Origin of the sequence: Streptomyces sp. NPDC048825, assembly GCF_043198355.1 — a bacterium.
Classification (GTDB): Bacteria; Actinomycetota; Actinomycetes; order Streptomycetales; family Streptomycetaceae; genus Streptomyces; species Streptomyces xiangluensis.
The window spans coordinates 514134-538061 of record NZ_JBICUR010000004.1 but is presented as its reverse complement, the minus strand read 5'-3'; the positions used below and the strand labels follow the sequence as shown (position 1 = coordinate 538061).

The following is a 23928-nucleotide window of genomic DNA, read 5'->3' as shown; positions in this document are numbered from 1 at the left end:
CAGCGTTCGTCCTGAGCCAGGATCAAACTCTCCGTGAATGTATTCCCGTAATCGGGACGACACCACGAGAGCGGAACCCCCCGCGGAATGAACGGAAGGGTTCACAGCGTCCTCGCTGTGTTTTCTTCAAAGGAACCTCGCCACCAGAGATTTCCGGTGGACGGGGTATCAACATATCTGGCGTTGATTTTTGGCACGCTGTTGAGTTCTCAAGGAACGGACGCTTCCTTTGTACTCACCCTCGCAGGCTTTCCTCCGGGCTTCCCTTCGGTGTTTCCAACGTTACCAGATCCTTTCGGATCCGATTCCCCGTCGGAGGGGATTTGCCATTAGGCTCCAAGGTCTCCCTCGCGGCCTTTCGACATTTACTACGTTAACCGATCCTCCCCGGCAACTCATAATCGAGTCCCGCGAGTTCGAATTACGGCACGCAGGCGTGCCGAACTCACCCTCGCTGAGAGGAAGTCGTAGGTAGTGGGTTGGCCGCTTCCGGCTGCTGGCTGAACGCCGTACCCGGTTCAAGCGGCTCGGGCTACATTACGGATCGCCCACAGACGCGTCAAGTTCGGCGGCGACGGGGCGTATGGGCCCGATATGGGCTCACCGTCGGGTCGTCGGCGATCCAGAAGCGCCAGGGGTGGACGCCTCCGGCGCCGGCCACGCCGGTGCGTGGACCGTAGTGCACCTGGTCGGGGCGTACGGGTATGCCGGTGAGAAGCGTCAACGGGGAGCCCTCGGGGGCGCAGGCGTCCGTGCCATCCAGGGCTCTGTCGACGCCCAGAGCCGTGGCCAGGCGGGCGGGGCCTTTGGCCAGTTCCTTGTCGTATCGGGCCGAAAGCCGACGTTTGCGTGCGAGTTCTACACCCTCGGTGATCTCTCCGGCGCGGAGCAGGACTGCGCTTGCCCTGCCCTCCGGACCGCACACCAGGTTCATGCAGTGCCACATGCCATAGGTGAAGTAGACGTACACATGACCGGGCGGACCGAACATCACGTCATTGCGGGCGGTGCGGCCCCTATACGCGTGGGAGCCGGGGTCGTTCGGGCCGTCGTAGGCCTCGACCTCCGTGAGGCGGAGCGCGATCGGTCCGTCCGGGGTGGTGCGCACGAGGATGCGTCCCAGGAGGTCGGGGGCGACGTCCAGGACAGGGCGGTCGAAGAACTCCCGGGGCAGGGGCGTACGGTCGGGGGCCGCGATCATGGCGTACGAGCGTAGTGGAAACGTGTGACGCTGAGCGGGGTGGCCAGAGACCTGGCGTCTTGCCAGGGTGAAAGGGCGCGGAACCGGACACGTCCGGCTCGCGTGTGTAGGGATCAAGGAATCGGACAGAGACAGGCGTTGCCTGAGGAGGAAAAGACATGGGGTTCAAGCGGCTGCTTGCGAGCCTTGGGGCCGGTGGGGCTTCGGTCGAGACGGAACTGACCGAGGTGAATGTCGTTCCCGGCGGCGTCGTTCAGGGTGAGGTGCGGATCCAGGGCGGTTCCGTGAAGCAGGAGATCGAGGGGCTCTCCGTGGGGCTTCAGGCCCGGGTCGAGGTGGAGGGGCAGGACCAGGAGCTCCAGCAGAACATGGAGTTCACGAAGATGCGGCTCGGAGGCGCCTTCGAGCTGCAGGCAAACGCGGTGCACGCGGTGCCGTTCGGGCTGGAGATCCCGTGGGAGACGCCGATCACGACCATTGACGGTCAGCCGCTGCGCGGGATGAACATCGGTGTGACCACGGAGCTCGAGATCGCGCGTGCCGTGGACTCCGGTGACCTGGACCCGATCAGTGTGCATCCGCTGCCGGCGCAGCAGGCGATTCTGGACGCCTTCATTCAGCTGGGCTTCCGGTTCAAGAGCGCGGACATGGAGCGTGGGCACATCCGGGGTACGCGGCAGAAGCTGCCGTTCTACCAGGAGATCGAGTTCTTCCCGCCGCAGCAGTACCGCGGCCTCAACCAGGTCGAGTTGAGCTTCGTCGCCGATGCGCGCGAGATGGACGTCATCCTGGAGATGGACAAGAAGCCGGGTCTGTTCAGCGAGAGCAGCGACACGTTCCGGTCGTTCAAGGTGGGGCTGAACGACTTCCAGGGGACCGACTGGGCGGCGTACCTCAACCAGTGGCTGTCCGAGGTCGGTAGCCGCCGGAACTGGTTCTAGGCTCAGGGACGAAAGACTCCATCGAGCAGAACCGATCAGGAGGTGCCGAGGTGACCGAGTCCAAGAGGCCGCCGCTTCCCCATGACTTCCATCCGACCGTGCCGTCGTTCGCGGTGACGAGCGAGGATGTCGAGCCGGGCGCGGTGCTGAAGGACGCCCAGGTCTACGCAGCCGGGAACACCTCGCCGCAGCTGCGCTGGGAGGGCTTCCCGCCGGAGACCAAGAGCTTCGCCGTGACGTGCTTCGACCCCGATGCCCCTACGGGGAGCGGGTTCTGGCACTGGGTCGTGTTCGACATCCCGGCCTCGGTCACCGAGCTGCCGGCGGGTGCGGGCAGCGGCAAGTTCGAGGGGTTGCCGGAAGGCGCGGTGCAGGCGCGTAACGACTACGGGACGAAGGACTTCGGTGGTGCCGCGCCGCCGCCCGGAGACCCGGCGCACCGTTACGTCTTCACCGTGTACGCCGTGGATCAGGAGAAGCTCGGTCCTGACGCGGACGCAACCCCGGCTTTCGTGGGCTTCAACCTGCGTTTCCATACGCTGGCGAGGGCGCAGCTCATCGCCGAGTACGCGGCGCCCGCGGAGGGCTGAGCGTTCACGGAACGTTTGCCCGCCTCTGGTCTTGGAATTGATCAGAGGCGGGCATTTTTATTGCGTTGTCCATCTCGGCGTGCCCGGCCAGAGTTGATCCAAGCCCGCCAGGGGGTGGGCCGGTGCGCATAGGAGGTGGGCTGGATGCGGGACACGCTGGTGCTGAACGCGAGCTTCGAGCCGCTGTCGACGGTGACGTTGAATCGAGCCGTCGTTCTGGTGCTGCAGGACAAGGCTGTCGTCGAGCAGGCCCACCCCGAACTGCGTATGCGCGGAGCCGTGGTCGACATACCGGCGCCGCGGGTGATCAGGCTGTGCCGCTATGTGAGGGTGCCCTTTCGAAGACAAGCTCCTTGGTCCAGGCGGGGTGTTCTGGTGCGCGACCGGCACAGGTGTGCGTACTGCGGCAGGCGGGCGACGACCGTGGACCATGTGGTGCCGCGGGCGCAGGGGGGTACGGACTCCTGGCTGAACACCGTGGCCTCGTGTGCGGAGGACAACCACCGCAAGGCGAACCGGACTCCGGAGCAGGCGGGTATGCCGCTGCTGCGGCAGCCGTTCGAGCCGACGCCGGCGGACGCGATGCTGCTGGCGCTGGGCCGGGACGAGTTCGACGCGCTGCCGGAGTGGCTGGCTCAGCCGGCCGCATAGGGCGTACGTGACTGGGGCCCGCCTCCTGAGGGAGGTGGGCCCCTTCACATGCGTACGACTGCCTACGACGTCAGTCGGTGACCGTTGGCTTCTCGAGGCGCTCTGTGCCTCCGCCGGACGAGTTGCCGCCCATCGGGCCGAAGTTGCCCATGGCGCCGCTCAATCCCTTGAGGGCGTCGCCGATTTCGCTGGGGACGATCCAGAGCTTGTTGGCGTCGCCCTCGGCGATCTTCGGGAGCATCTGGAGGTACTGGTAGGCGAGGAGCTTCTGGTCCGCGTCACCGGCGTGGATGGACTCGAAGACCGTACGGATCGCCTGGGCCTCGCCCTCGGCGCGCAGTGCGGCGGCCCTGGCCTCACCTTCGGCGCGCAGGATCGCGGACTGCTTCTCACCTTCGGCGGTGAGGATCTGCGACTGGCGGATACCTTCGGCGGTGAGGATCGCGGCGCGCTTGTCACGGTCGGCGCGCATCTGCTTCTCCATCGAGTCCTGGATGGAGGTGGGCGGCTCGATGGCCTTGAGCTCAACACGGTTGACGCGGATGCCCCATTTGCCGGTGGCCTCGTCGAGGACGCCGCGCAGCGCCGCGTTGATCTCCTCGCGGGAGGTCAGCGTCCGCTCCAGGTCCATGCCGCCGATGATGTTCCGGAGGGTTGTGACAGTGAGCTGCTCGATGGCCTGGATGTAGCTGGCGACTTCGTACGTGGCCGCTCGGGCGTCGGTGACCTGGTAATAGATGACCGTGTCGATGTTGACGACCAGGTTGTCCTGGGTGATCACCGGTTGCGGTGGGAAGGGGACGACCTGCTCGCGGAGGTCGATGCGGTTGCGGATCGAGTCGATGAACGGGACGACGATGTTCAGGCCCGCGTTGAGAGTGCGCGTGTAGCGGCCGAAGCGCTCGACGATGGCGGCGCTGGCCTGTGGAATGACTTGGATGGTTTTGATCAGCGCGATGAAGACCAACACCACCAGAATGATCAGGACGATGATGATCGGTTCCATCGTGGCTCCCCGTACCCTTCTCCGCCTCGGCGTTCCGGAAGATCTTGTGATTGTTGAAGATCTTGCTGGACGAGTGTGTCAGACCACAACTCTCCACGTGCAGCGTTCCGGTCATGCGACTTCGCGTGACTTCACATGACGATCGCCGTGGCACCTTCGATGTCCACGACATCGACCTCCTGGCCGGCTTCGTAGGTCCGGCCGGTGTCGAGGGCACGCGCGGACCAGACTTCTCCGCCGAGCTTGACCCGCCCTCCGGAGCGGTCGACCCGCTCCAGGACGACTGCCTGCTTGCCCTTCAACGCGTCTATGCCCGTGGCCAGTTGGGGCATCTGGGCACGATGTCGGGCCGCGATGGGGCGTACGACGGCGAGGAGCGCGACCGAGACCGCGACGAAGACCAGGACCTGGAGAACCACACCGCCCCCGAGTCCCGCGGTCAGGGCGCCGGCCACAGCGCCGACGGCGAACATTCCGAACTCCGGCATCGCGGTTACGACGAGCGGGATCCCGAGCCCGGCCGCGCCGATCAACCACCACACCCATGCGTCGATGTCGTCCACGTGGTCATGGTAGGACCGCAGGTCGGCTCGCCGACAGGGCGCCGATCAACTTGGCACAGGCGTTCGAGCTCGTCAGGACAGGGGCAGGCCCTGCGCCGTCCAGCGGTCGCCGACCTGCTCGACGACGAGCGGGAGGCCGAAGCACAACGACAGGTTGCGGGAGGTGAGTTCGAGTTCCAGCGGGCCCGCGGCGAGCACCTTGCCCTGACGGATCATCAGCACGTGGGTGAAGCCCGGTGCGATCTCCTCGACATGATGCGTGACCATGATCATCGAGGGAGCGATCGGGTCGCGGGCGAGACGGCCGAGACGACGTACGAGGTCCTCGCGGCCGCCGAGGTCGAGGCCCGCGGCGGGCTCGTCGAGGAGCAGCAGCTCGGGGTCGGTCATCAGGGCGCGGGCGATCATGGTGCGCTTGCGTTCGCCCTCGGAGAGCGTGCCGAACTTGCGGTCCAGGTAGTCACTCATGCCGAGACGGTCGAGGAAGGCACGGGCGCGCTGCTCGTCGATGTCCTCGTAGTCCTCGTGCCAGCCGGCGGTCATGCCGTACGCGGCGGTCAGCACGGTCTGCAGGACCGTCTGGCGCTTGGGGAGCTTCTCCGCCATGGCGATGCCGGCCATGCCGATGCGGGGGCGCAGCTCGAAGACGTCGACCTTGCCGAGGGTGTCGCCGAGGATGGTGGCGGTGCCATTGCTGGGGAAGAGATAGCTGGACGCGATGTTCAGAAGGGTCGTTTTTCCGGCACCATTCGGACCGAGGATGACCCAGCGCTCTCCTTCTTTGACCGACCAGGAGACCTGGTCCACCAGAGCCCGGCCCTCCCGGACCACGGATACGTCCTCCAGCTCCAGAACATCGCTCATGAGCGCGCTGTCTCCCATTGCAGTCTCGACCGTCGCTTACGTCTGTGGACGCAGCCCCCAGGGAAAACCTACGCCACCGGTCCCCCGCACCTTTCCATCGGCCGGTCCTTAGGGTGGGGGCATGCTCTCGGAACCACGCTCAGGACGGCTGGCCGCATGGGGAAATGCCCTGTTGGCCGGGTTTGTTTCGCCGGACGACGCGGTCCTCGCCGTCGTCGGTGAGGACGCCGTGCACCGGGTCGAGGGGCTGCCCGGCGAGACGGGGCCCGTCGGGCTCACGCTCGCGCTGGGGCGGCTGCGCGGGTTCGGGGTGACCGGTCTTCGGGTCGCGCTGCCCGCGCCGGGACATCCGCTCGGGCTGAGCGGGCCGCCGGAATTCAATGCGCGGGCGTTGGACGCGGAGGAGGCGGTCATCTGTCACGGCGCCGCGCTGGGGCTGGTGCCCGAGGTGTTCGAGGCCGGCCCTGAAGGCGACGTACATGTGGAGGTCGTCTGGCACTGCCTGGCGGTGCGGGAGGCGCCGCCCGCCGATGTACCGTCCCTCGGCGAGGCCGAGCGGGAGCTCGCGGAGGCGCTGCGCGAGGCCACCGACATGCTGTCGCGGCTCGATGTGGCCGCTTCGGGTCCGGTCGCGGAGGCGGCGATCGACGCGTACCGGGCGCGGGCCGAGAAGGGCGGCGAGGTGCTGGCTCCCGGCTATCCGCCGCGTGCGGTACGGGTGCTGGAGCTGGCGCAGCGCGTCGGACTGCTCATCTCGGTGGCGTACGAGAACGGCCACGGCGGAGCGGTGAGCGCCTCGGAGATGGCGGCGCGCTCCGAGGCGCTGCGGCCGGTCGAGCGCACGGCGAGGCGGGCACAGGTGGCGGCGTACAACGCGTTCGTGGAGGAACGCGAGCGGTAGCGCTCCGCTGGGGGTGCGGAGTGAAGCTGCGGGTTCGTTGTGGCTGGTAGCGCCCACGCGGCGGAGCCGCATATCGATACAGCCCCGCGCCCCTGGCGCGGTAGCGCACCGGACTTCGGCAAGGCCGCTCAGCCCGACGGCCGGAGGCCAACGCGGACCGGCCCCCCAGAGGTACCTGGGAGGCCGGTGGTCACTGCTGACCCGGGGTGTCTCAGCCGTTGAAGCCCTCGTTGCCGAACGCCGGGTTCAGGATGCCGATGACGTTCGCGGTGTTACCGACCGCGTTCACGTCGATGTCGACCGGGGCCTGGACGAGGTTGCCCGAGGCGATGCCCGGCGAGCCCACGGCCTGGCCGGAGGCGTGCGCCTCGGTGGCGGACGCGAAGCCGGCACCGGCGGCAACCAGGCCGCCGGCCATCATCGTGACGGCTGCGGCCTTCTTCAGGTTCTTCACTTTTCTCAAGCCCTCCTTGTGGTCACTGCGGCAGGTGCCGCAGCACGCACTGGAGAACGCGTCGGATCCCCGGAGGATGCGCCATCTGGGTGACATTCCCACGACGGTATGAATCTCAGCCCGGAACGGAACCCTCCATATTGTCGTCAGGGAGTCGTCAAGTGAGCGTGCCGGAGCGGGGATCAGCCGGCCACCCCATGGCGCACGGCCCACAGGGCGGCCTGGGTGCGGTCGGCGAGGTCGAGTTTCATCAGGATGTTCGAGACGTGCGTCTTGACCGTCTTCTCGGAGAGGACGAGGGCGCGGGCTATCTCGCGGTTGGAACGGCCGTCGGCGATCAGGCCGAGTACCTCACGCTCCCGCTCGGTGAGTGAACCGCCTCTCCCCTGGCCGAGGTTGGAGTCCTCCTGGGACAGCAGCGCGTCGGCGACCTCGGGTTGCAGAAGTATGTGTCCCGCGTGGACGGAGCGGATGGCTCCGGCCAGGGCGTCGGGGTCCACGTCCTTGTAGACGTATCCGGCGGCGCCGGCGCGCAGGGCCGGGACGACTGTGCGCTGCTCGGTGAAGCTGGTGACGATGAGCACGCGCGCGGGGTTGTCGAGTTCGCGCAGCCTGCGCAGGGCCGCGACGCCGTCCATGCCCGGCATCTTGACGTCCATGAGGACGACGTCGGGCTTCAACTCCTCGGCTCGGTCCACCCCTTCGGCGCCGTCGGACGCCTCTCCCACGACCTCGATGTCGTCCTGTATCTCCAGAAAGGTGCGCAGTCCGCGGCGGACCACTTGGTGGTCGTCGACGAGCAGCACCTTGATTGCGTCAGCCACCGGGGACCTCCATCTCGATCGTGGTGCCTTTTCCGGGCGCCGATTCCACGGTCAGCCGGCCGCCGACTCCGCTCGCCCTGTCGCGCATGGACACCAGGCCCAGGTGGCGTCCCGCGCGCCGTATCGCCTGGGGGTCGAAGCCGCTGCCGTCGTCGGTGACCCGCAGGGTTGCTCCCGAACCCCACTTGTCGAGGGTGACATCGACGTGGGCCGCTCCGGAGTGCCGCAGCGCGTTGTGCAGGGCCTCCTGGGCGACGCGCAGTATCGCCTCTTCCTGGGCCGAGGGCAGGGCGCGTACGCGTCGGCCGGTGAAGGTCACGCGTGCGGCGTGGGCGCGGTCGAGGACCTGGATCTGGGTGCGCAGCGTGGCCACCAGGCCGTCCTCGTCGAGGGCCGCGGGGCGCAACTCGATGACGGCGGCGCGCAGTTCGTCGGCGGCCTCCGCGGCGAGCGCGGCCACCTGCTGGAGTTCGCCCTTGGCACGGCCCGGGTCGCGGTCGACCAGGGTGGCCGCGGCCTGGGCGGTCAGGCGCAGGGAGAACAGCTTCTGGCTGACGGCGTCGTGCAGTTCATGGGCGAGGCGGGAGCGCTCCTCGGCGATGGTGAGCTCGCGGCTGCGCTCGTACAGGCGGGCGTTGGTCAGCGCTATCGCGGCGTGCTGGGCGAGGATCGCCAGGAGTTCCTCGTCCTCCTCGGTGAAGCCGCAACCGCCTTCCGGTTTCGGGCACTGCTTGTTGGCGAGGAAGAGGATGCCCATGACCTCGTCGCCGTCGCGGATGGGCAGGCCCAGGAAGTCGGCGAGCTCCGGGTGGGTGCTCGGCCAGCCCTCGAAGCGGGGGTCCTTGCGTACGTCGGCGAGGCGCTCGGGCCTGGCCTCGTGGAGCATCGATGCCAGGATGCCGTGCTGGCGCGGCAGCGGGCCGATGGCCTTCCACTGAGCATCGCTCACGCCGTCCACCACGAACTGGGCGAAGCCGCCGTGGTCGTCGGGGACACCGAGCGCCGCATACTCGGCGTCGAGCAGCTCGCGGGCCGAGGCGACGATCGTCTTGAGGGCGTCGCGCACCTCGAGATGCCTGCTCATGGCCAGCAGCGCGGAACTCACCGCGGCCAGGCCCGACCTGGGTCCTTGACTCATGACCTCAACGTACCCGCCGGGTGTGACAGCCCGTATCGGACCTGTGGCGGCCCCTGAGTAGGGCGGTGGGCCTAGGGCAAAGGGCCCCGGATCATTGCGGCTCGCGTCCGAGGCGGCGGGGGCGGTCCCGTTTCTACGTTGAAGGCAGCCGCCGGGAATGGCGGTCATGTGGGACGAGGGGACGGTTGGCATGCCGGTAGCGATCATCACGGGGGCTTCGAAAGGGCTCGGGCGGGCGCTCGCCGAAGCCTTGGCGGAGCGCGGCTGGGATCTGGTGCTCGACGCCAGGACGCCGGAGGTGCTCCAGGAGACGGCCGAGGCGGTCGGCAAGCACGGGACACGGGTGGAGGCGCTGCCCGGGGACGTCACGGATGCGGCGCACCGTACCGCGCTGGTGGCGGCGGCACAGGGGCTCGGTGGTGTCGATCTGCTGGTGAACAACGCGAGCGCGCTCGGCGCCGAACCCCTCGTACGCCTGGAGAGCCTGGCGCTGGACGGCCTGAGGCGGGCGCTGGAAGTCAACGTGGTCGCGGCGCTCGGCCTCATCCAGGAGGCGCTGCCGCTGCTGCGGGCCTCGGCGGCGGGCACGGTCATCGACATCAGCTCGGACGCGGCGGCCGAGGCGTACGAGACCTGGGGCGGCTACGGGGCGTCGAAGGCGGCCCTCGACCATGTTTCGGCGGTGCTCGCCGAGGAGGAGCCCGGGCTGCGGGTCTGGGCGGTCGATCCGGGCGACATGAACACGGATCTGTACGCGGCAGCCGTCCCGGACGACGAGGACCCTCGGCCGGCGCCGGCGAGCGTCATCCCGGGGTTTCTGCGGCTGCTCGATGAGCGACCGGCCAGCGGCCGCTGTGCGGCGCCCTCGTTGGTGGGGGCGCGATGACGACCGCTGTGGAGGTTCCGGAGGAGTTGCTGGCCCGGCTCCCGGTCGAGCAGCGAGGGCTCGGGCTCGACCGGGACGGGGTGCGGTTGCTCGTGTCGTGCGGAGCGGAGGAGGTGTCGCATCACGCGTTCGTGGAGTTGCCGGGGCTGTTGCGGGCCGGGGACCTGCTGGTCGTGAACACGTCGTCGACACTGGCGGCGGCGGTGGACGGACGGCTCGGGCACGCGCGCATGGTGGTGCATTTCTCCACGCGGGGCGAGGACGGGCGGTGGGCGGTTGAGCTGCGGGATCCCGACGGAACGGGCACCACGCGCGCGCGTGCGGGAGGACCCGCGGGTACAGAGGTGTGCCTCCCCGGTGACGTACGACTCGTCCTGGAGGAGCCCCTCACCACGCGAAGCCCGCGGCTGTGGTGGGCGCGGGTGTCGGAACCGGACGTCCCGGGGTTACTGCGGCGGCACGGGCGGCCCATTCGGTACTCCTACACGGAGCGGGACCAGCCCTTGTCGGTGTACCAGAGCGTGTTCGCGCTGCCGTCCGCGGACGGTTCGGGCAGCGCGGAGATGCCGAGTGCCGCCCGGCCCTTCACGCCGCGTCTGGTGGCGGAGCTGGTGAGCCGGGGCGTGCAGTTCGCCCCGATCACGCTGCACACCGGAGTCGCGTCGACGGAGGCGCACGAGCCGCCGTATCCGGAGCGGTTCGCGGTGCCCGAGGCGTCCGCGCGGTCGATCAATGCGGCTAGAGCAGGAGACGGCCGGGTCATCGCGGTCGGTACGACCGCCGTGCGGGCCGTGGAGTCCGCGGTCGGCCCCGACGGGGTGGTACGGGCGGCGGAGGGCTGGACCGATCTCGTGGTGACCCCGGAGCGCGGGGTCCGGGTGGCGGACGGGCTCCTCACCGGGCTGCACGAACCGGAGGCCTCGCATCTGCTGATGCTGGAGGCGATCGCGGGACCGGCGGCGATCCGGCACGGCTACGACGAGGCCTTGTGTGGCCGCTACCTGTGGCACGAGTTCGGCGACATGCACCTCGTCCTGCCGTCCGAGATGTCTGAGGGTCGGCGGAGGTCCGAGAACCCTCACACAGAGCATTGCGTCAGCAACTGCCGGTGAGACCGATATGCGCTCGATGTGACCCCACCCATAGGGCGCACGTCACGTACGAAGCACGCTAGGAGGTACAAACACCCCATACGAGCGGGGAAGACATGCCAATCTGCCCCGTTTTGCCCTTTAGGGGTCCACTACCCAGGGTCGTACGTCACACCTTTGCCACAGCATTTTGCGGCCGCTAAGAATGGCTGCCGTCGCTCGACGCCGCGGGTTTCCCCCCGCGGCGTTGTGCCGGAACCAGCAATGTCCCCTCCGGCCCGAGAGCGACCTCCGCGCTATTCGAAGAGGTCCTTCAGCCATGCCCAAGTACACCAACGGTTCCGGCCATCGCCCCACCCTCGCCAAGCTGACCGAGCTCACCGAGCAGACCAGGACGAAGCTGACCCACACCGGGCAGAAGCTGAACACCACGAGGCAGAAGCTGGCCAAGAAACATCAGCTCGGGATCGCCGGTGTCGCCGGTCTCGGTGCCGCGGCCCTTGCGCTCTCCCTCGTACCGGGCGACGGCTCCGAGGCGAGTACCACCGAGTCCGTCTCCGCCTCCTCGGTGGCCTTCAGCTCCCGGCAGGTCGAGGACGTGCAGGGCGGCGTCGAGAAGCAGCTGAACGACGCCCTCACGCAGGCCAAGGCCGCCGCCGAGAAGAAGAAGGCCGACGCCGAGGCCGCCGCGAAGAAGGCAGCCGTGGACGCCAAGGCGAAGGCCGCCGCGGAAGCCGCCAAGCAGCAGGCCGAGCAGGCGCGCAAGGCGAAGGAGGCCGCGAGCCGGTCCGCCCAGCGCGCCGCGGCCAAGCCGGTCGCGAAGACCTACCCCAACAACCTCGACGGCTGGATCCGTGAGTCGCTCGACGTCATGAAGAAGCAGGGCATTCCGGGCTCGTACGACGGCATCAAGCGCAACATCCTGCGCGAGTCCTCGGGCGACCCGAAGGCCATCAACAACTGGGACATCAACGCCATCAACGGTGTCCCGTCCAAGGGCCTGCTGCAGGTGATCCCGCCGACCTTCCAGGCGTACCACGTCGCGGGCACGTCCTGGAACATCTACGACCCGGTCGCCAACATCACCGCCGCCTGCAACTACGCGGCCGACCGCTACGGCACCATGGACAACGTCAACGGCGCGTACTGAGTCCCGTACTGAGTCCCGCGCGGACCTCTGGTCTCAGTACAGACGGCGAGGCGCGGCATCCCCTGCGGGGTGCCGCGCCTCGTTCGTGCACTCGTTACTGCACCAGAACCCTTACTTACGCATGACCTCGGGTTCATGGCGGCGCAGGAAGCGGGCCACGAAGAAGCCGCAGATGACGCCGAGGACGATCAGTGCGGCCATGTCCATGCCCCAGGCCGAGGCCGTGTGCTCCCACAGCGGGTCCGTGTTGCCCGGGTCGTCCGTGTTCGGGCTGATCCGGTTGAAGTCCAGCGTGGTACCGGCGGCGGCGACCGCCCAGCGCGAGGGCATCAGATACGAGAACTCGTTGACGCCGAGCGTGCCGTGCAGGATGAACAGGCAGCCGGTGAAGACGACCTGGATGATCGCGAACATCACCAGCAGCGGCATCGTCTTCTCGGAGGTCTTCACCAGCGAGGAGATGACCAGGCCGAACATCATGGAGCTGAAGCCGAGCGCCATGATCGGAATGGAGAGCTCGAGCATCACGGCGAGCTTGCCGGTGCCGAAGATCAGGGCCTCGTCGGGGATCGTCCGGCTGGAGAAGCCGATCGCGCCGACCATGGCGCCCTGCAGCACCGTGATCACGCCGAGGACGATCACCTTGGACATCAGATACGCGGAGCGCGACAGGCCGGTCGCCCGCTCCCGCTCGTAGATGACCCGTTCCTTGATCAGTTCGCGGACGGAGTTGGCGGCGCCCGCGAAGCACGCGCCGACCGCGAGGATGAGCAGGACGGTGGTGGCCGTGCCGTTCGGGATGATTCTGCCGGTCTTCGGGTTCTCGTTGACCAGCAGGGTCTTGTCCGGGTCGATGAGCAGGCTCACCGCGCCGAGCACCGCCGGCAGGATCACCGTCAGCGCCAGGAAGCCCTTGTCGGACGCGATCACCGACACATAGCGGCGGATCAGAGTGAACAACTGCGAGCCCCAGCCCTGGGGCTTCGGTGGACGCATCGACTGGGCGGGCGGCATCTGCGTCGACTGCGCGGCGACGGCGTCGATGTCCGCGGCGTACATCTGGTAGTGCTGCGAGCCCTTCCAGCGGCCCGCCCAGTCGTAGTCGCGGTAGTTCTCAAAGGCGGAGAAGACATCGGCCCAGGTGTCGTAGCCGAAGAAGTTCAGCGCCTCCTCCGGCGGGCCGAAGTAGGCGACGCTGCCGCCGGGTGCCATCACGAGCAGCTTGTCGCAGATCGCCAGTTCGGCCACGGAGTGCGTGACGACCAGGACCGTACGGCCGTCGTCGGCGAGGCCGCGCAGCAGCTGCATGACGTCGCGGTCCATGCCCGGGTCGAGGCCGGAGGTCGGCTCGTCCAGGAAGATCAGCGACGGCTTGGTGAGCAGCTCCAGGGCCACCGAGACGCGCTTGCGCTGGCCGCCGGAGAGCGAGGTGACCTTCTTCTCCTTGTGAATGTCCAGCTTGAGTTCGCGCAGCACCTCGTCGATACGGGCCTCGCGCTCCGCTCCCGTGGTGTCCGCGGGGAAGCGCAGCTTGGCCGCGTACTTGAGCGCCTTCTTGACGGTCAGCTCCTTGTGCAGGATGTCGTCCTGCGGGACCAGACCGATGCGCTGGCGCAGCTCGGCGAACTGCTTGTAGAGATTCCGGTTGTCGTAGAGGACGTCGCCCTGGTTGGCGGGGCGGTAGCCCGTGAGCGCCTTCAGGAGCGTCGACTTGCCGGAGCCGGACGGGCCGATGACCGCGATGAGCGACTTCTCCGGTACGCCGAACGAGACGTCCTTGAGGATCTGCTTGCCGCCGTCGACAGTCACCGTCAGATGGCGGGCGGAGAAGGAGATCTCACCGGTGTCGACGAACTCCTCGAGGCGGTCGCCGACCAGGCGGAACGTCGAGTGGCCGACACCGACGATGTCGTTCGGGCCGAGCAGCGCGGAGCCGCCCTTGGCGATCGGCATGCCGTTGACGTACGTGCCGTTGTGCGAGCCGAGGTCGCGGATCTCGTAGCGGCCGTCGGGCGTCGCGTGGAACTCGGCGTGGTGTCGGGAGACTTGCAGGTCGGAGACGACCAGCTCGTTCTCCAGCGCACGGCCGATGCGCATCACACGGCCGAGGGACATCTGGTGGAACGTGGTCGGGCTGCGGTCGCCGTAGACCGGCGGCGCCCCCGCGACACCACCGGGGACCTTCTGCGCGTACGACTCCGACGGGCCCTGGTGCGGGACCTGCGGCTGCTGCTGCCAGCCCTGTTGCGGGGACTGCTGCTGCGGTGGCGCCTGCTGGGCCGCCCAGCCGGCCCCTCCCGCGCCCTGTGCGGCGTACGGCTGCTGCTGGGGCTGCGCCTGCGGTGCGGCCGAGGATGCGGCGGCGCCCGAGACGCTCACGCGCGGGCCGTCGGTCGCGTTGCCGAGGTGCACGGACGAACCCGGACCGATTTCCATCTGGTGGATCCGCTGGCCCTGCACAAAGGTGCCGTTGGTGCTGCCGTGGTCCTCTATGACCCAACTGCGGCCGTTGAAGCTGATCGTGGCGTGACGCCAGGACACCCTGGCGTCGTCGAGCACGATGTCCCCCTGCGGATCGCGTCCGAGGGCGTATGGCCTGGACGCATCAAGCGTCCAGGTCCGTCCATTCAATTCCAGTACGAGTTCCGGCACTCCATGCCCCACGTGAGTTGTCCCCCGAGTTACCCCCATCACAGGGAGTCTAGGGATGTCGAACATCGGGGGGAACTATTTCAGGACGACCCCTCTGACCGAAAGTCGGGCCTTGTGATGACCGTGTACGGGCGGCTTGTCCGTTTGCGTTGACTGTGTTCAAACCGACCCGGAGAGTGGTAATCCCACGCGAGGGGGACATCCACGGTGGAGACATCGCGGCGCGAGTCGGGGGGCTGACGATGAGCTACGAGACCGCGAGGGGCGGCAGGCGACTGCCGGTGGGCGATGTGCTGTTGTCCGCGATCGCCGCTGTGAGCTGGGCGTTGATCGGGATGGCAGGCGTGGCCGCGTTGGGGCTGCGTCTGCTGGAGGCGGACGCGTCGGGCTCGCTCGGGACGATGACCGCGGCTGTGGTGGCGCTCGGGGCGGGTGGTTCGGTGACGCCGTCGGGCGATGTGTCGGCCTTCGGCCTTGAGGGCGCAGAGGCGGAGACCGCCCTACAGATCACGCCACTGGGAGTGAGCCTCGTGGGTGCGCTTCTGCTGGCCTGGTTCTTCCTGCGCTCCTTGCGCGGAGCGGGAGTTGTGATCTCACCCGGTGAACTCGCGGCGCGTGCGGGCGCTGTGGTGGTGCTCTTCGTGGCGATGCTGGGCGGGCTCGCCTGGGCGGGTCACGACGTGATCACGATTGACGGCGGTTCGCTCGGGCTCGACCAGCTGCCGGGTGGCGGACTGCCGGACGACGTCGAGGTGCCCGGGCTCGGTGACATCGGAGGGCTGCTGCCCGACCGGCTCGGGGACCTCGCGGACGCGAACGCGAAGGTCGGCTTCACCGTCGACACCGTGCCGACACTGCTCGGCGGTGCGGTGTGGGTGCTCGGCGTCCTGCTGATCGCGCTGCTGGCCTCACGCCGTACGCCGCTGCCGCGCGGCTGGGAGGCCGTACACCGGCTGGTACGGCCGGCCGCGTCCGCGCTGGTCACGGTGTTGCTGGTGGCGGTCCTCGCGGGGCTCGCGGCGGCGGCGTACGCGGCGATCGGCGACGCCCATCCGAAACGGATCGCGGGCGCTGCCCTGCTCGGGGCGCCCAACGGGGTGTGGCTGGGCGTCCCGATCGGGCTCTTCGTGCCGTGGGACGGCTCGGCCTCGGGCGGGCTCGTCCAGTTCCTGCCCGCCCCCCTGGACGAGCTGCTGAGCCTGTCCTCCGACCAGCCCGCCACTCTCGGGCGGCTGGCCGAACTGGACGGGCGGGTCTGGCTGTTGGGGGTCGCGACCGCGTTGATGATGCTGTACGCGGGCGTGCTGACCGCGGTGCGTACGCCGTTCGTACGCGCGCGGGGGGCCGCCCTCGGTTTCGCGGGGCGCTGTGCGCTGCGGCTGGCGATCGTGACAGCGCTCGCGCTGCCGCTGCTCGCCTGGCTGACGGAGGTGTCCGTGGACGCCTCGCTGTCCGTTCTCGGTGTCGACGCGTTCGACGCCGGCATCGAGTTGCACGGGCAGCTGGGCATGGCAATGCTGCTCGGCGCCTTGTGGGGCGCGGGTGCGGGGGCGGCGGGGGCGCTGCTCGCCTGCGCCAGTGGGGCCGCGGGACGGCGCGCTGCACCGCTGGCGCGAGGAGGCGGGGACGGGCCGATGGAATCGACCGGGCCGGCCGAGTCGGTCACACCGCCGTACACGGAGGCCCCCGAACAGCCTGGCCCCTACAGCCCCACCCCCTCGTACCGCCCGGCGAACCCCGACACCAACCCCTATCTGCACCTCCCGGACGACTTGCGGGAGCCTGAGGACGGACGGCGACATCCTGGTGCGCGGTCGTCCGACGCCCCGCCTCCCGGTGCTCGGTCCTCCCGTGCCCGGCCCCCTGGCGCACGGCCCCCCGATGCCCCGTCTCCCGGCGCACGTCCCCCCGAGAACGGGCGTCCACCCGAGGTGTACGGCGCCCCCACGGTCGCGGGCCCCTACACCCCACCGCCCGTCCCGAAGCCGCCCTCCAAGCGCGGGCCGTCCCAGGACGGGCCGCCTCCGCCACCGGAGGAGCGGCCGCCTCCGCCCAGGCGGCCTCGCGGACGGCCGTGAGGGAGGGCTTCCGCACACGTCGGCTGGTGGGTCTCGTGGGCGTCATCGCGCGGGAACGACGAGGTCACCGAGATGACACCCAGTGTTTCCCGTCCGCTGGGCGGACCGTAGAAGCAGTGGGCAGTGAGTGCCGGTTACTGTGGGAAAACCATGAGCGCTTCGCAGACCTCCTCCGACGCCCCCACCCTCCTCGTCAAGATCTTCGGCAAGGACCGCCCCGGAATCACGGCCGGGCTCTTCGACACTCTCGCCGGCTACTCGGTCGACGTGGTCGACATCGAGCAGGTCGTCACCCGAGGCCGGATCGTGCTGTGCGCGCTCGTGACCCAGCCGCCGGCCGGCGTCGAAGGCGAGCTGCGGGCCACGGTGCACAGCTGGGCGGACTCATTGAAGCTCCAGGCCGAGATCATCTCCGGCCACGGCGACAACCGGCCGCGTGGCCACGGCCGGTCGCTCGTCACCGTGCTCGGGCACCCGCTCACCGCACAGTCGACGGCCGCGATAGCCGCCCGGATCACGGCGACGGGCGGCAATATCGACCGTATCTTCCGGCTCGCCAAGTACCCCGTGACGGCAGTCGAGTTCGCCGTGTCCGGTGCGGAGCCCGAGAAGTTGCGGACCGCCCTGGTGACCGAGGCCGCGGCCCTTGGTGTCGATGTCGCGGTCGTCGCGGCCGGGCTGCACCGGCGTGCCCAGCGCCTGGTCGTCATGGACGTCGACTCGACGCTGATCCAGGACGAGGTGATCGAGCTCTTCGCCGCCCACGCCGGCTGTGAGGACAAGGTCGCCGAGGTGACGGCGGCGGCGATGCGGGGCGAGCTGGACTTCGAGCAGTCACTGCACGCGCGCGTGGCACTCCTCGAAGGGCTCGACGGCTCCGTGGTGGACAAGGTGCGCAGCGAGGTGCGGCTGACGCCGGGGGCGCGCACGCTGATCCGTACGCTGAAGCGGCTCGGCTACCAAGTGGGCGTCGTCTCAGGCGGGTTCACGCAGGTCACGGACGACCTCAAAGAGCGGCTCGGGCTTGACTTCGCCCAGGCCAACACGCTGGAGATCGTCGACGGGAAGCTGACGGGCAAGGTCACCGGCGAGATCGTGGACCGCGCGGGCAAGGCGCGGCTGCTGCGCCGGTTCGCCGCCGAGGCGGGCGTACCCCTCGCTCAGACCGTGGCGATCGGTGACGGCGCGAACGACCTCGACATGTTGAACGCGGCCGGTCTCGGCGTCGCCTTCAATGCCAAGCCCGTCGTCCGCGAGGCCGCGCACACCGCCGTGAACTTCCCCTTCCTGGACACCGTCCTCTACCTGCTCGGCGTCACTCGCGAAGAGGTCGAGGCGGCGGACATGCACGTGGACTAGGCGCTCCGCTGGGTTGTGCGGTTCGGGGAGCTCGGTTGGTTCCGTGGTTGGCGGCTGCGGGTTCGTTGTGGCTGGTCGCGCCCACGCGGCGGAGCCGCACATTGACACAGCCCCGCGCCCCTGAAGGCCTCCGGCCTCCTGTGGAGCGCGGTACAGCACCGAACACAGACGGGCCGGCACCCTTCACGGTGCCGTGCCCGTCCACGCAGGGGCGGGCTATTCGGTCGGCGCCCAGTAGTCGAGCAGCGTGCCCAGGCCGGGCTCCAGGGTTTTCCAGGAGCCGGAGAAGCCGAGCACTGCGAACGCGGCGGTGGGGAAGTCGCGGCTGCTCATCCGCTCACGGGCGTCGCCCTCGGACTGGCCGGCCAGGATGTCGGCGAGGCCCTGTACTCCGGGGTTGTGACCGATCAGGAGTACGTTCCGCATGTCGTCCGGGGTTTCGTTGAGCACAGCGATGAGCTCGCCTGGCGAGGCCTCGTACAGCCGCTCCTCGTAGACCGTTTTCGGCCGCTGTGGGAACTCCTGAACGGCGAGTTTCCATGTCTCGCGGGTGCGGGTCGCGGTGGAGCAGAGGGCCAGATCGAAGGGGATACCGGTGTCGGCCAGCTTGAGTCCGGCGACGGCGGCATCCTTGCGGCCCCGCTCAGCGAGCGGCCGCTCATGATCGGACACCTGTGGCCAGTCGGCTTTCGCATGCCGGAAGAGGACAATCTTGCGGGGTTCTGCGACGCTCATGGAACCCAGCTTCGCATGAAACACGCCATGGGGCGCAGGGAGTTGGCACGCTGCCCCAACATGGCGGATCCTCCAGCTCAGGAGCCCTGCCGCAGCACCGTCTGCTGGATGCGCTCGATGAGCTCGCCGACCGCGGGATCACCGCTCGACGCATGGGCATCCGCGGGGTTGAGTATCAGCAACAGCAGCGCGACGAAGGCGAGCGCGGGCAGGGCGAGGGCCCACCAGGGCAGCCGAACCTCGACGCCGCCCCTGGTCGCCGAGCTGGGCCGGGTCTGCGTACGCGCCGACATGCCGCCTCCGTGGGTCTTCGACTGGGCCGTGGATCCGCGTCCTCGCGGCCACACTTCGAAGCTACGGAAGGAAGAGCCCTCAACCCATCCGGTGATCCACCCACTTGACCCTGACACTCACCCCCTAGGGGATGGTGGGGCTAGCCCCACCATCCCCTGACGGGGCCGGGGTGAGGCAACGGCATCAGGGCGCAGCGATCGACGCGACGATGCCGATGATCACGAAGATGGCGAAGAAGGCGCCGAAGACGAGCAGCATCTTCTTCTGGCCGTTCTTGGGGTTCGGGTCGAGGACAGGCATACGGCCAGTCTCGCACCCTTCGGCCGGCCCCTGCCGGTGGGGTCGCCCGCCGGTGCGGACCGGTGCGGGCCGGTCAGCGCCGGGCCAGGCGCGCGGCCTCCTCCTCGACAGTGCGATCGCGACCGGCCAGGAAGCCCGCCACGATCTGCGGGATCATCAGGGCCGTCATGAGCGCGAGCGGCAGCCCCCAGCCGCCGCTGTGCTGGTAGAGCACGCCCACCAGGAGCGGTCCCGGGATCGAGATCAGGTAACCGGTGCTCTGTGCGAAGGCCGAGAGCTTCGCGACCCCGGCGCTGGACCCGGTCCGCATGCCGATCAGTGTGAGGGCCAGCGGGAAGGCACAGTTGGCGACGCCGAGCAGCAGCGCCCAGGCCCAGGCGCCTTCCGCCGGGGCGAAATAGAGGCCCGCGTAGCCGGTGAGGCCGCACAGGCCCAGGGCGATCGCGATCGGTCCCTGGTGGGGCAGGCGCGTGGCCACCCGCGGGATGACGAACGCCAGCGGCACGCCCATCACCATCGTGACGGCGAGGAGCAGTCCGGCCGTGCCCGCCGGGACGCCCGCGTCACGGAAGATCTGCGGCATCCACCCCATCGTGATGTACGCGGCGGTGGCCTGAAGCCCGAAGAAGACGGCGAGCGCCCAGGCGGTACGGCTCCGGGTGATCCGCAGCGCGTCCGGCTCCCGGCGTGCCACGGGAGCCGAGTCCGTGCCGGGTGCCGAATCCGTGTCGGAAGCCGGGGCCGCGCCTGGAACCGGGGCCGCGCCCCGTTCGCGTACGAGAAGCACCCACGGCACCACGGCAAGGGCCGCGAGGCCTGCCCAGACGGCGAGCCCGGACTGCCAACTGCCGCCCAGGGCCCCGGTCATGGGCACGGTCACGGCGGCCGGGGCGGCGGTGCCGAGGGCCATGGCCATGGAGTACAGGCCGGTCATGGAGCCGACCCGGTCCGGGAACCAGCGCTTGACGATCACCGGCATCAGGATGTTGCTGACCGCGATGCCCATGAGTGCGAGAGCGCTGGCCGCGAGGAAGCCCGCCGTGTTCCCGGCGAAGGGCCGGATCGCCAGGCCCGCGGTGATGGCCACCATGCCGGCGCACACCACGGTGCCGGGTCCGAAGCGGCGGGCTAGGCGCGGTGCCATGACGCCGAAGACGGCGAAGCAGAGCGCCGGTACGGAGGTGAGCAGTCCGGCGACGCTGCCGCTCATGCCGAGTCCGGCACGCACCTCTTCGAGGAGGGCACCGAGGCTGGTGATCGCGGGCCGCAGGTTGAGGGCCGTGAGGACGAGGCCGACGATCACCAGGCGCGTCCCCCACGCGCGCGGGGTGGGCTTCGGGGATTCGCCGGCGATTCCGGAGGAACTGCGTAAGGCCATGGGCTGGGATGTGGACGTCGTCGTCCGGGTTTCCGTGCGGGTTTCCTCGCTTGCCATGCTGCCCATCATAGAATCATGGGATGATTGGTTGTCCACCCGGAGTCAGCTTCGTTCTGCGCGAAGGAACGCCATGCCCCTGAGCCACCCCCGACGATCGGCGCTGTCCGAGCAGGTCATCGCCGCGCTGCGCGGCCAGATCACCTCGGGCGAATGGCCCGTCGGCTCCCGCATCCCCACCGAGCCGGAGCTGGTCGAGCAGCTGGGCGTGGCCCGCAACACGGTGCGCGAGGCCGTGCGCGCGCTCGCGCACAACGGCCTGCTCGACATCCGCCAGGGATCGGGGACGTACGTCGTGGCGACCAGCGAGCTGGCGGGCGTGATGCACCGCCGCTTCGCGGACGCCGATCCCCGGCACATCGCCGAGCTGCGCTCCGCGCTGGAGTCGAGCGCCGCGAAGCTGGCCGCCGAGCGCCGCACGGAGCGCGACCTGAAGCAGCTGCACGCGCTCCTGGTCCGCCGGGAGGAGGCCTGGGAGTCGGGCGACACGGAGGCCTTCGTCGTCGCCGACACGTCGTTCCACATGGCGGTGGTGGCCGCGTCCCACAACGACGTCATGACGGCGATGTACGCGGATCTCGGCGAGGTCGTGCGCGACTGGCTGCGCGAGGACCTGGGCGAGGAGCTGACCCCCGAGACGTACATGGACCACACGCGCCTGCTGGACGCGATCCGCGTGGGCGACGCGGAGTCGGCAGCCACGGAGGCCGCGAGCTATCCGTTCCTGTGCCGCCCGAGGGGCCCTGTCACCTCCGGAGACTGACGCGTCACCTCTGACGCGTCACTTCTGGTGCGTGGCCCACGCCGAGCGGACCTCCTTCCAGCACCGGCCGGTGAGCCGCACGGTCTGCGTGGGCCCCACCGCGACCAGGGTCCCGTCGCTGTCGATGTCCCACCATCGGTCGCACTCGATGTGCAGGGCGAGCCGGTCGATCTCCGGGTACGGGTTATGGCAGTACGCGGTCACATACGAGCCCTCGACTCTGATACGGCACTCCGCCCCGAAGGGCCTGTCGACCCCCACGCGCGCGTGGGGGTCCGTTTTCGCGAGGTGCGGGGCGTCGCCGTAGGCCGGCGTGAGCGGGAGAGCGAGAGCGGCCAGCAGCGGGGCGAAGCGCGGGAAAAGGCGCACAAGGGGGGCCTCCTCTGCCGGGCCGGGGAGGGACGCTCGCGGTGAACGCCTAGTCCAGAGTGCGCAGTTGCGGCCCCCGACCGCCCGGCCGGATAGGCCGAACGGGTGAATGGCTGAGGGCCCGCGACCTGCCGGACGTTCGGCAGGTCGCGGGCCCTCACCCATCACTCGAGCCACGGCTCGGTCAAGCCACAGCGGCAGCGTCACGCACCGATCGCGTGCAGACCGCCGTCCACGTGGATGATCTCGCCCGTGGTCTTGGGGAACCAGTCGCTCAGCAGGGCGACGACGCCGCGGCCGGTCGGCTCGGGGTCCTTGAGGTCCCACTCCAGGGGCGAACGGTTGTCCCACACGGAGGCCAGCTCACTGAAGCCCGGGATGGACTTGGCGGCCATGGAGGCGAGGGGGCCGGCGGAGACGAGGTTGCAGCGGATGTTCTGCTTGCCCAGGTCACGGGCCATGTAGCGGCTGGTGGCCTCCAGTGCGGCCTTGGCCGGGCCCATCCAGTCGTACTGCGGCCAGGCGTACTGGGCGTCGAAGGTGAGACCGACGACGGAGCCGCCGTTCTGCATCAGCGGCAGGCAAGCCATGGTCAGCGACTTCAGGGAGTACGCCGAGACGTGCATGGCGGTGGCGACGGACTCGAACGGCGTGTTGAGGAAGTTGCCGCCGAGGGCGTCCTGCGGGGCGAAGCCGATGGAGTGCACGACACCGTCGAGACCGCCCAGCTCCTCACCGACGATGTCGGCCAGGCGCCCCAGGTGCTCCTCATTGGTGACGTCGAGCTCGATGACCTTGGTGGGCTTGGGGAGCTTCCTGGCGATGCGCTCGGTCAGCGTGGGCCGCGGGAAGGCGGTCAGGATGATCTCGGCGCCCTGCTCCTGGGCCAGTTTCGCGGTGTGGAAGGCGATGGAGGACTCCATCAGCACACCGGTGATCAGGACGCGCTTGCCCTCGAGGATTCCGCTCATGGTGATCAGTGACCCATTCCCAGTCCGCCGTCTACGGGGATGACGGCTCCAGTGATGTACGAGGCGTCGTCCGAGGCGAGGAACCGCACCGTCGCGGCGATCTCCTCGGGCCGCGCGTACCGGCCGAGCGGCACCTGCTTCACGATGCCCTCGCGCTGCTCGTCGGTGAGCACCTTGGTCATGTCGGTGTCGACGAAGCCGGGCGCGACGACGTTGAAGGTGATGTTGCGCGAGCCCAGTTCACGGGCGAGGGAGCGCGCGAATCCGACCAGGCCGGCCTTGGATGCGGCGTAGTTGGCCTGGCCCGGACCGCCGTACAGCCCGACGACCGACGAGATCAGCACGACGCGGCCCTTCCTGGCGCGCAGCATGCCGCGGTTGGCGCGCTTCACGACCCGGAAGGTGCCGGTCAGGTTGGTGTCCAGGACGGACGTGAAGTCCTCCTCGGACATACGCATCAGCAGCTGGTCCTTGGTGACGCCGGCGTTGGCGATCAGCACCTCGACCGGACCGTGCTCGGCCTCGATCTCCTTGTAGGCCTGCTCCACCTGCTCGGTGTCGGTGATGTCGCACTTGACGGCGAGGAACCCCTTTGGGGGCTCTCCCGAGCGGTATGTGATCGCGACCTTGTCGCCCGCGTCGGCGAAAGCGCGGGCGATGGCGAGGCCGATGCCCCGGTTTCCTCCGGTGACGAGAACCGAGCGGCTCAACG

Annotated in this window: 25 protein-coding genes; 10 read left to right on the top strand and 15 right to left on the bottom strand. The window is 69.1% G+C overall.

All coding sequences use genetic code 11. From position 1 onward, the window contains the following. Window positions 1-559 precede the first annotated feature (559 nt). Window positions 560-1201 (bottom strand): DNA-3-methyladenine glycosylase, encoded by a 642-nt coding sequence (locus tag ACGFNK_RS13925; protein ID WP_393415538.1) that lies wholly within the window; start codon window positions 1199-1201, stop codon window positions 560-562. A 158-nt stretch (window positions 1202-1359) separates the two neighbouring features. On the opposite strand from ACGFNK_RS13925, the gene ACGFNK_RS13920 reads away from it, so the two are divergent. The 3 genes from ACGFNK_RS13920 to ACGFNK_RS13910 all read left to right on the top strand — a co-directional run bounded on the left by ACGFNK_RS13920 (window position 1360) and on the right by ACGFNK_RS13910 (window position 3383). Then, the gene (locus tag ACGFNK_RS13920; protein WP_393415536.1) at window positions 1360-2142 is read left to right on the top strand and encodes a sporulation protein; all 783 of its coding nucleotides are present in this window, start codon (window positions 1360-1362) and stop codon (window positions 2140-2142) included. A gap of 50 nt (window positions 2143-2192) precedes the next feature. Continuing rightward, window positions 2193-2732 (top strand): YbhB/YbcL family Raf kinase inhibitor-like protein, encoded by a 540-nt coding sequence (locus ACGFNK_RS13915; protein WP_386345379.1) that lies wholly within the window; start codon window positions 2193-2195, stop codon window positions 2730-2732. A gap of 144 nt (window positions 2733-2876) precedes the next feature. Beyond that, a complete protein-coding gene (locus tag ACGFNK_RS13910) occupies window positions 2877-3383 on the top strand; it encodes an HNH endonuclease (protein WP_165343612.1) in 507 nt (168 codons plus the stop codon). A 70-nt stretch (window positions 3384-3453) separates the two neighbouring features. Here ACGFNK_RS13910 and ACGFNK_RS13905 read toward each other — a convergent pair whose 3' ends face one another. The 3 genes from ACGFNK_RS13905 to ACGFNK_RS13895 all read right to left on the bottom strand — a co-directional run bounded on the left by ACGFNK_RS13905 (window position 3454) and on the right by ACGFNK_RS13895 (window position 5816). Beyond that, window positions 3454-4389: an SPFH domain-containing protein gene (locus ACGFNK_RS13905; RefSeq protein ID WP_386345381.1), complete on the bottom strand. Its 936-nt coding sequence runs from the start codon at window positions 4387-4389 to the stop codon at window positions 3454-3456. Between the two features lie 131 nt (window positions 4390-4520). Further along, entirely contained in the window at window positions 4521-4952 is a 432-nt protein-coding gene (locus ACGFNK_RS13900) for an NfeD family protein (RefSeq protein ID WP_386345382.1), read from the bottom strand. Between the two features lie 72 nt (window positions 4953-5024). Continuing rightward, a complete protein-coding gene (locus tag ACGFNK_RS13895) occupies window positions 5025-5816 on the bottom strand; it encodes an ABC transporter ATP-binding protein (protein ID WP_393415533.1) in 792 nt (263 codons plus the stop codon). A 121-nt stretch (window positions 5817-5937) separates the two neighbouring features. Between ACGFNK_RS13895 and ACGFNK_RS13890 the strand changes: the two genes are divergently transcribed. Further along, the gene (locus ACGFNK_RS13890) at window positions 5938-6717 is read left to right on the top strand and encodes a hypothetical protein (RefSeq protein WP_388682730.1); all 780 of its coding nucleotides are present in this window, start codon (window positions 5938-5940) and stop codon (window positions 6715-6717) included. Window positions 6718-6928: 211 nt separating this feature from the next. Here ACGFNK_RS13890 and ACGFNK_RS13885 read toward each other — a convergent pair whose 3' ends face one another. The 3 genes from ACGFNK_RS13885 to ACGFNK_RS13875 form a co-directional block, all read right to left on the bottom strand. Further along, entirely contained in the window at window positions 6929-7171 is a 243-nt protein-coding gene (locus tag ACGFNK_RS13885) for a chaplin (RefSeq protein ID WP_393415531.1), read from the bottom strand. Between the two features lie 182 nt (window positions 7172-7353). Beyond that, window positions 7354-7995, bottom strand: coding sequence for a response regulator (locus ACGFNK_RS13880; protein WP_386345387.1), 642 nt, complete (start codon window positions 7993-7995; stop codon window positions 7354-7356). Next, window positions 7988-9133, bottom strand: a complete 1146-nt coding sequence (locus ACGFNK_RS13875; RefSeq protein ID WP_393415529.1) for a GAF domain-containing sensor histidine kinase — start codon at window positions 9131-9133, stop codon at window positions 7988-7990. The genes ACGFNK_RS13880 and ACGFNK_RS13875 overlap by 8 nt, the downstream gene beginning before the upstream one ends. 190 nt (window positions 9134-9323) lie before the next feature. On the opposite strand from ACGFNK_RS13875, the gene ACGFNK_RS13870 reads away from it, so the two are divergent. From ACGFNK_RS13870 to ACGFNK_RS13860, 3 genes are all read left to right on the top strand, one after another. Beyond that, window positions 9324-10019 (top strand): SDR family NAD(P)-dependent oxidoreductase, encoded by a 696-nt coding sequence (locus ACGFNK_RS13870; RefSeq protein WP_393415527.1) that lies wholly within the window; start codon window positions 9324-9326, stop codon window positions 10017-10019. Then, entirely contained in the window at window positions 10016-11131 is a 1116-nt protein-coding gene (locus ACGFNK_RS13865; RefSeq protein WP_393415525.1) for an S-adenosylmethionine:tRNA ribosyltransferase-isomerase, read from the top strand. Before ACGFNK_RS13870 ends, ACGFNK_RS13865 begins: the two co-directional genes overlap by 4 nt. Before the next feature lie 298 nt (window positions 11132-11429). Next, window positions 11430-12260 carry a transglycosylase SLT domain-containing protein gene (locus ACGFNK_RS13860; protein WP_393415523.1) on the top strand — a complete coding sequence of 277 codons (831 nt, stop codon included), beginning with the start codon at window positions 11430-11432 and terminating at the stop codon, window positions 12258-12260. Window positions 12261-12371: 111 nt separating this feature from the next. Here the strand turns inward: ACGFNK_RS13860 and ACGFNK_RS13855 are convergent, their stop codons facing one another. Beyond that, window positions 12372-14912 carry an FHA domain-containing protein gene (locus ACGFNK_RS13855; RefSeq protein ID WP_393415582.1) on the bottom strand — a complete coding sequence of 847 codons (2541 nt, stop codon included), beginning with the start codon at window positions 14910-14912 and terminating at the stop codon, window positions 12372-12374. 242 nt (window positions 14913-15154) lie between these two features. On the opposite strand from ACGFNK_RS13855, the gene ACGFNK_RS13850 reads away from it, so the two are divergent. Together ACGFNK_RS13850 and serB are read left to right on the top strand one after the other, a co-directional pair. Further along, on the top strand, window positions 15155-16990 hold the full coding sequence (locus tag ACGFNK_RS13850) for a streptophobe family protein (protein WP_393415522.1): 1836 nt from the start codon (window positions 15155-15157) through the stop codon (window positions 16988-16990). Window positions 16991-17140: 150 nt separating this feature from the next. Then, window positions 17141-18349, top strand: coding sequence for a phosphoserine phosphatase SerB (gene serB / locus ACGFNK_RS13845; protein ID WP_393415520.1), 1209 nt, complete (start codon window positions 17141-17143; stop codon window positions 18347-18349). A gap of 216 nt (window positions 18350-18565) precedes the next feature. Here the strand turns inward: serB and ACGFNK_RS13840 are convergent, their stop codons facing one another. The 4 genes from ACGFNK_RS13840 to ACGFNK_RS13825 all read right to left on the bottom strand — a co-directional run bounded on the left by ACGFNK_RS13840 (window position 18566) and on the right by ACGFNK_RS13825 (window position 21125). Further along, window positions 18566-19084, bottom strand: coding sequence for a SixA phosphatase family protein (locus ACGFNK_RS13840; RefSeq protein WP_393415518.1), 519 nt, complete (start codon window positions 19082-19084; stop codon window positions 18566-18568). 77 nt (window positions 19085-19161) lie between these two features. Next, window positions 19162-19377 (bottom strand): hypothetical protein, encoded by a 216-nt coding sequence (locus ACGFNK_RS13835; RefSeq protein ID WP_386345401.1) that lies wholly within the window; start codon window positions 19375-19377, stop codon window positions 19162-19164. A gap of 184 nt (window positions 19378-19561) precedes the next feature. Further along, window positions 19562-19678, bottom strand: coding sequence for an SGM_5486 family transporter-associated protein (locus ACGFNK_RS13830; RefSeq protein WP_393415516.1), 117 nt, complete (start codon window positions 19676-19678; stop codon window positions 19562-19564). A 73-nt stretch (window positions 19679-19751) separates the two neighbouring features. After that, entirely contained in the window at window positions 19752-21125 is a 1374-nt protein-coding gene (locus tag ACGFNK_RS13825) for a CynX/NimT family MFS transporter (protein WP_393415514.1), read from the bottom strand. 61 nt (window positions 21126-21186) lie between these two features. Here ACGFNK_RS13825 and ACGFNK_RS13820 point away from each other — a divergent pair, with 61 nt between their 5' ends. Next, window positions 21187-21876 carry a FadR/GntR family transcriptional regulator gene (locus ACGFNK_RS13820; RefSeq protein ID WP_393415512.1) on the top strand — a complete coding sequence of 230 codons (690 nt, stop codon included), beginning with the start codon at window positions 21187-21189 and terminating at the stop codon, window positions 21874-21876. An 18-nt stretch (window positions 21877-21894) separates the two neighbouring features. On the opposite strand, the gene ACGFNK_RS13815 is transcribed toward ACGFNK_RS13820, so the two are convergent. The 3 genes from ACGFNK_RS13815 to fabG all read right to left on the bottom strand — a co-directional run bounded on the left by ACGFNK_RS13815 (window position 21895) and on the right by fabG (window position 23926). Further along, window positions 21895-22245: a hypothetical protein gene (locus ACGFNK_RS13815; protein ID WP_393415510.1), complete on the bottom strand. Its 351-nt coding sequence runs from the start codon at window positions 22243-22245 to the stop codon at window positions 21895-21897. Window positions 22246-22448: 203 nt separating this feature from the next. After that, window positions 22449-23216: an enoyl-ACP reductase FabI gene (fabI, locus tag ACGFNK_RS13810; RefSeq protein WP_393415509.1), complete on the bottom strand. Its 768-nt coding sequence runs from the start codon at window positions 23214-23216 to the stop codon at window positions 22449-22451. Window positions 23217-23221: 5 nt separating this feature from the next. After that, on the bottom strand, window positions 23222-23926 hold the full coding sequence (gene fabG / locus ACGFNK_RS13805; protein ID WP_393415507.1) for a 3-oxoacyl-[acyl-carrier-protein] reductase: 705 nt from the start codon (window positions 23924-23926) through the stop codon (window positions 23222-23224). Between the last annotated feature and the right edge of the window lie 2 nt (window positions 23927-23928).

Bases quoted from the DNA above. Each gene is read 5' to 3' on its own strand.
- ACGFNK_RS13860 (WP_393415523.1), top strand. From the start codon at position 11,430: ATGCCCAAGTACACCAACGGTTCCGGCCATCGCCCCACCCTCGCCAAG.
- ACGFNK_RS13905 (WP_386345381.1), bottom strand. From the start codon at position 4,389: ATGGAACCGATCATCATCGTCCTGATCATTCTGGTGGTGTTGGTCTTC.
- ACGFNK_RS13825 (WP_393415514.1), bottom strand. From the start codon at position 21,125: ATGATGGGCAGCATGGCAAGCGAGGAAACCCGCACGGAAACCCGGACG.
- fabI (WP_393415509.1), bottom strand. From the start codon at position 23,216: ATGAGCGGAATCCTCGAGGGCAAGCGCGTCCTGATCACCGGTGTGCTG.
- ACGFNK_RS13910 (WP_165343612.1), top strand. From the start codon at position 2,877: ATGCGGGACACGCTGGTGCTGAACGCGAGCTTCGAGCCGCTGTCGACG.
- ACGFNK_RS13865 (WP_393415525.1), top strand. From the start codon at position 10,016: ATGACGACCGCTGTGGAGGTTCCGGAGGAGTTGCTGGCCCGGCTCCCG.
- ACGFNK_RS13820 (WP_393415512.1), top strand. From the start codon at position 21,187: ATGCCCCTGAGCCACCCCCGACGATCGGCGCTGTCCGAGCAGGTCATC.
- ACGFNK_RS13850 (WP_393415522.1), top strand. From the start codon at position 15,155: ATGAGCTACGAGACCGCGAGGGGCGGCAGGCGACTGCCGGTGGGCGAT.
- ACGFNK_RS13840 (WP_393415518.1), bottom strand. From the start codon at position 19,084: ATGAGCGTCGCAGAACCCCGCAAGATTGTCCTCTTCCGGCATGCGAAA.
- ACGFNK_RS13835 (WP_386345401.1), bottom strand. From the start codon at position 19,377: ATGTCGGCGCGTACGCAGACCCGGCCCAGCTCGGCGACCAGGGGCGGC.
- ACGFNK_RS13895 (WP_393415533.1), bottom strand. From the start codon at position 5,816: ATGAGCGATGTTCTGGAGCTGGAGGACGTATCCGTGGTCCGGGAGGGC.
- serB (WP_393415520.1), top strand. From the start codon at position 17,141: ATGAGCGCTTCGCAGACCTCCTCCGACGCCCCCACCCTCCTCGTCAAG.
- ACGFNK_RS13920 (WP_393415536.1), top strand. From the start codon at position 1,360: ATGGGGTTCAAGCGGCTGCTTGCGAGCCTTGGGGCCGGTGGGGCTTCG.
- ACGFNK_RS13830 (WP_393415516.1), bottom strand. From the start codon at position 19,678: ATGCCTGTCCTCGACCCGAACCCCAAGAACGGCCAGAAGAAGATGCTG.
- ACGFNK_RS13925 (WP_393415538.1), bottom strand. From the start codon at position 1,201: ATGATCGCGGCCCCCGACCGTACGCCCCTGCCCCGGGAGTTCTTCGAC.
- ACGFNK_RS13870 (WP_393415527.1), top strand. From the start codon at position 9,324: ATGCCGGTAGCGATCATCACGGGGGCTTCGAAAGGGCTCGGGCGGGCG.
- ACGFNK_RS13890 (WP_388682730.1), top strand. From the start codon at position 5,938: ATGCTCTCGGAACCACGCTCAGGACGGCTGGCCGCATGGGGAAATGCC.
- ACGFNK_RS13875 (WP_393415529.1), bottom strand. From the start codon at position 9,133: ATGAGTCAAGGACCCAGGTCGGGCCTGGCCGCGGTGAGTTCCGCGCTG.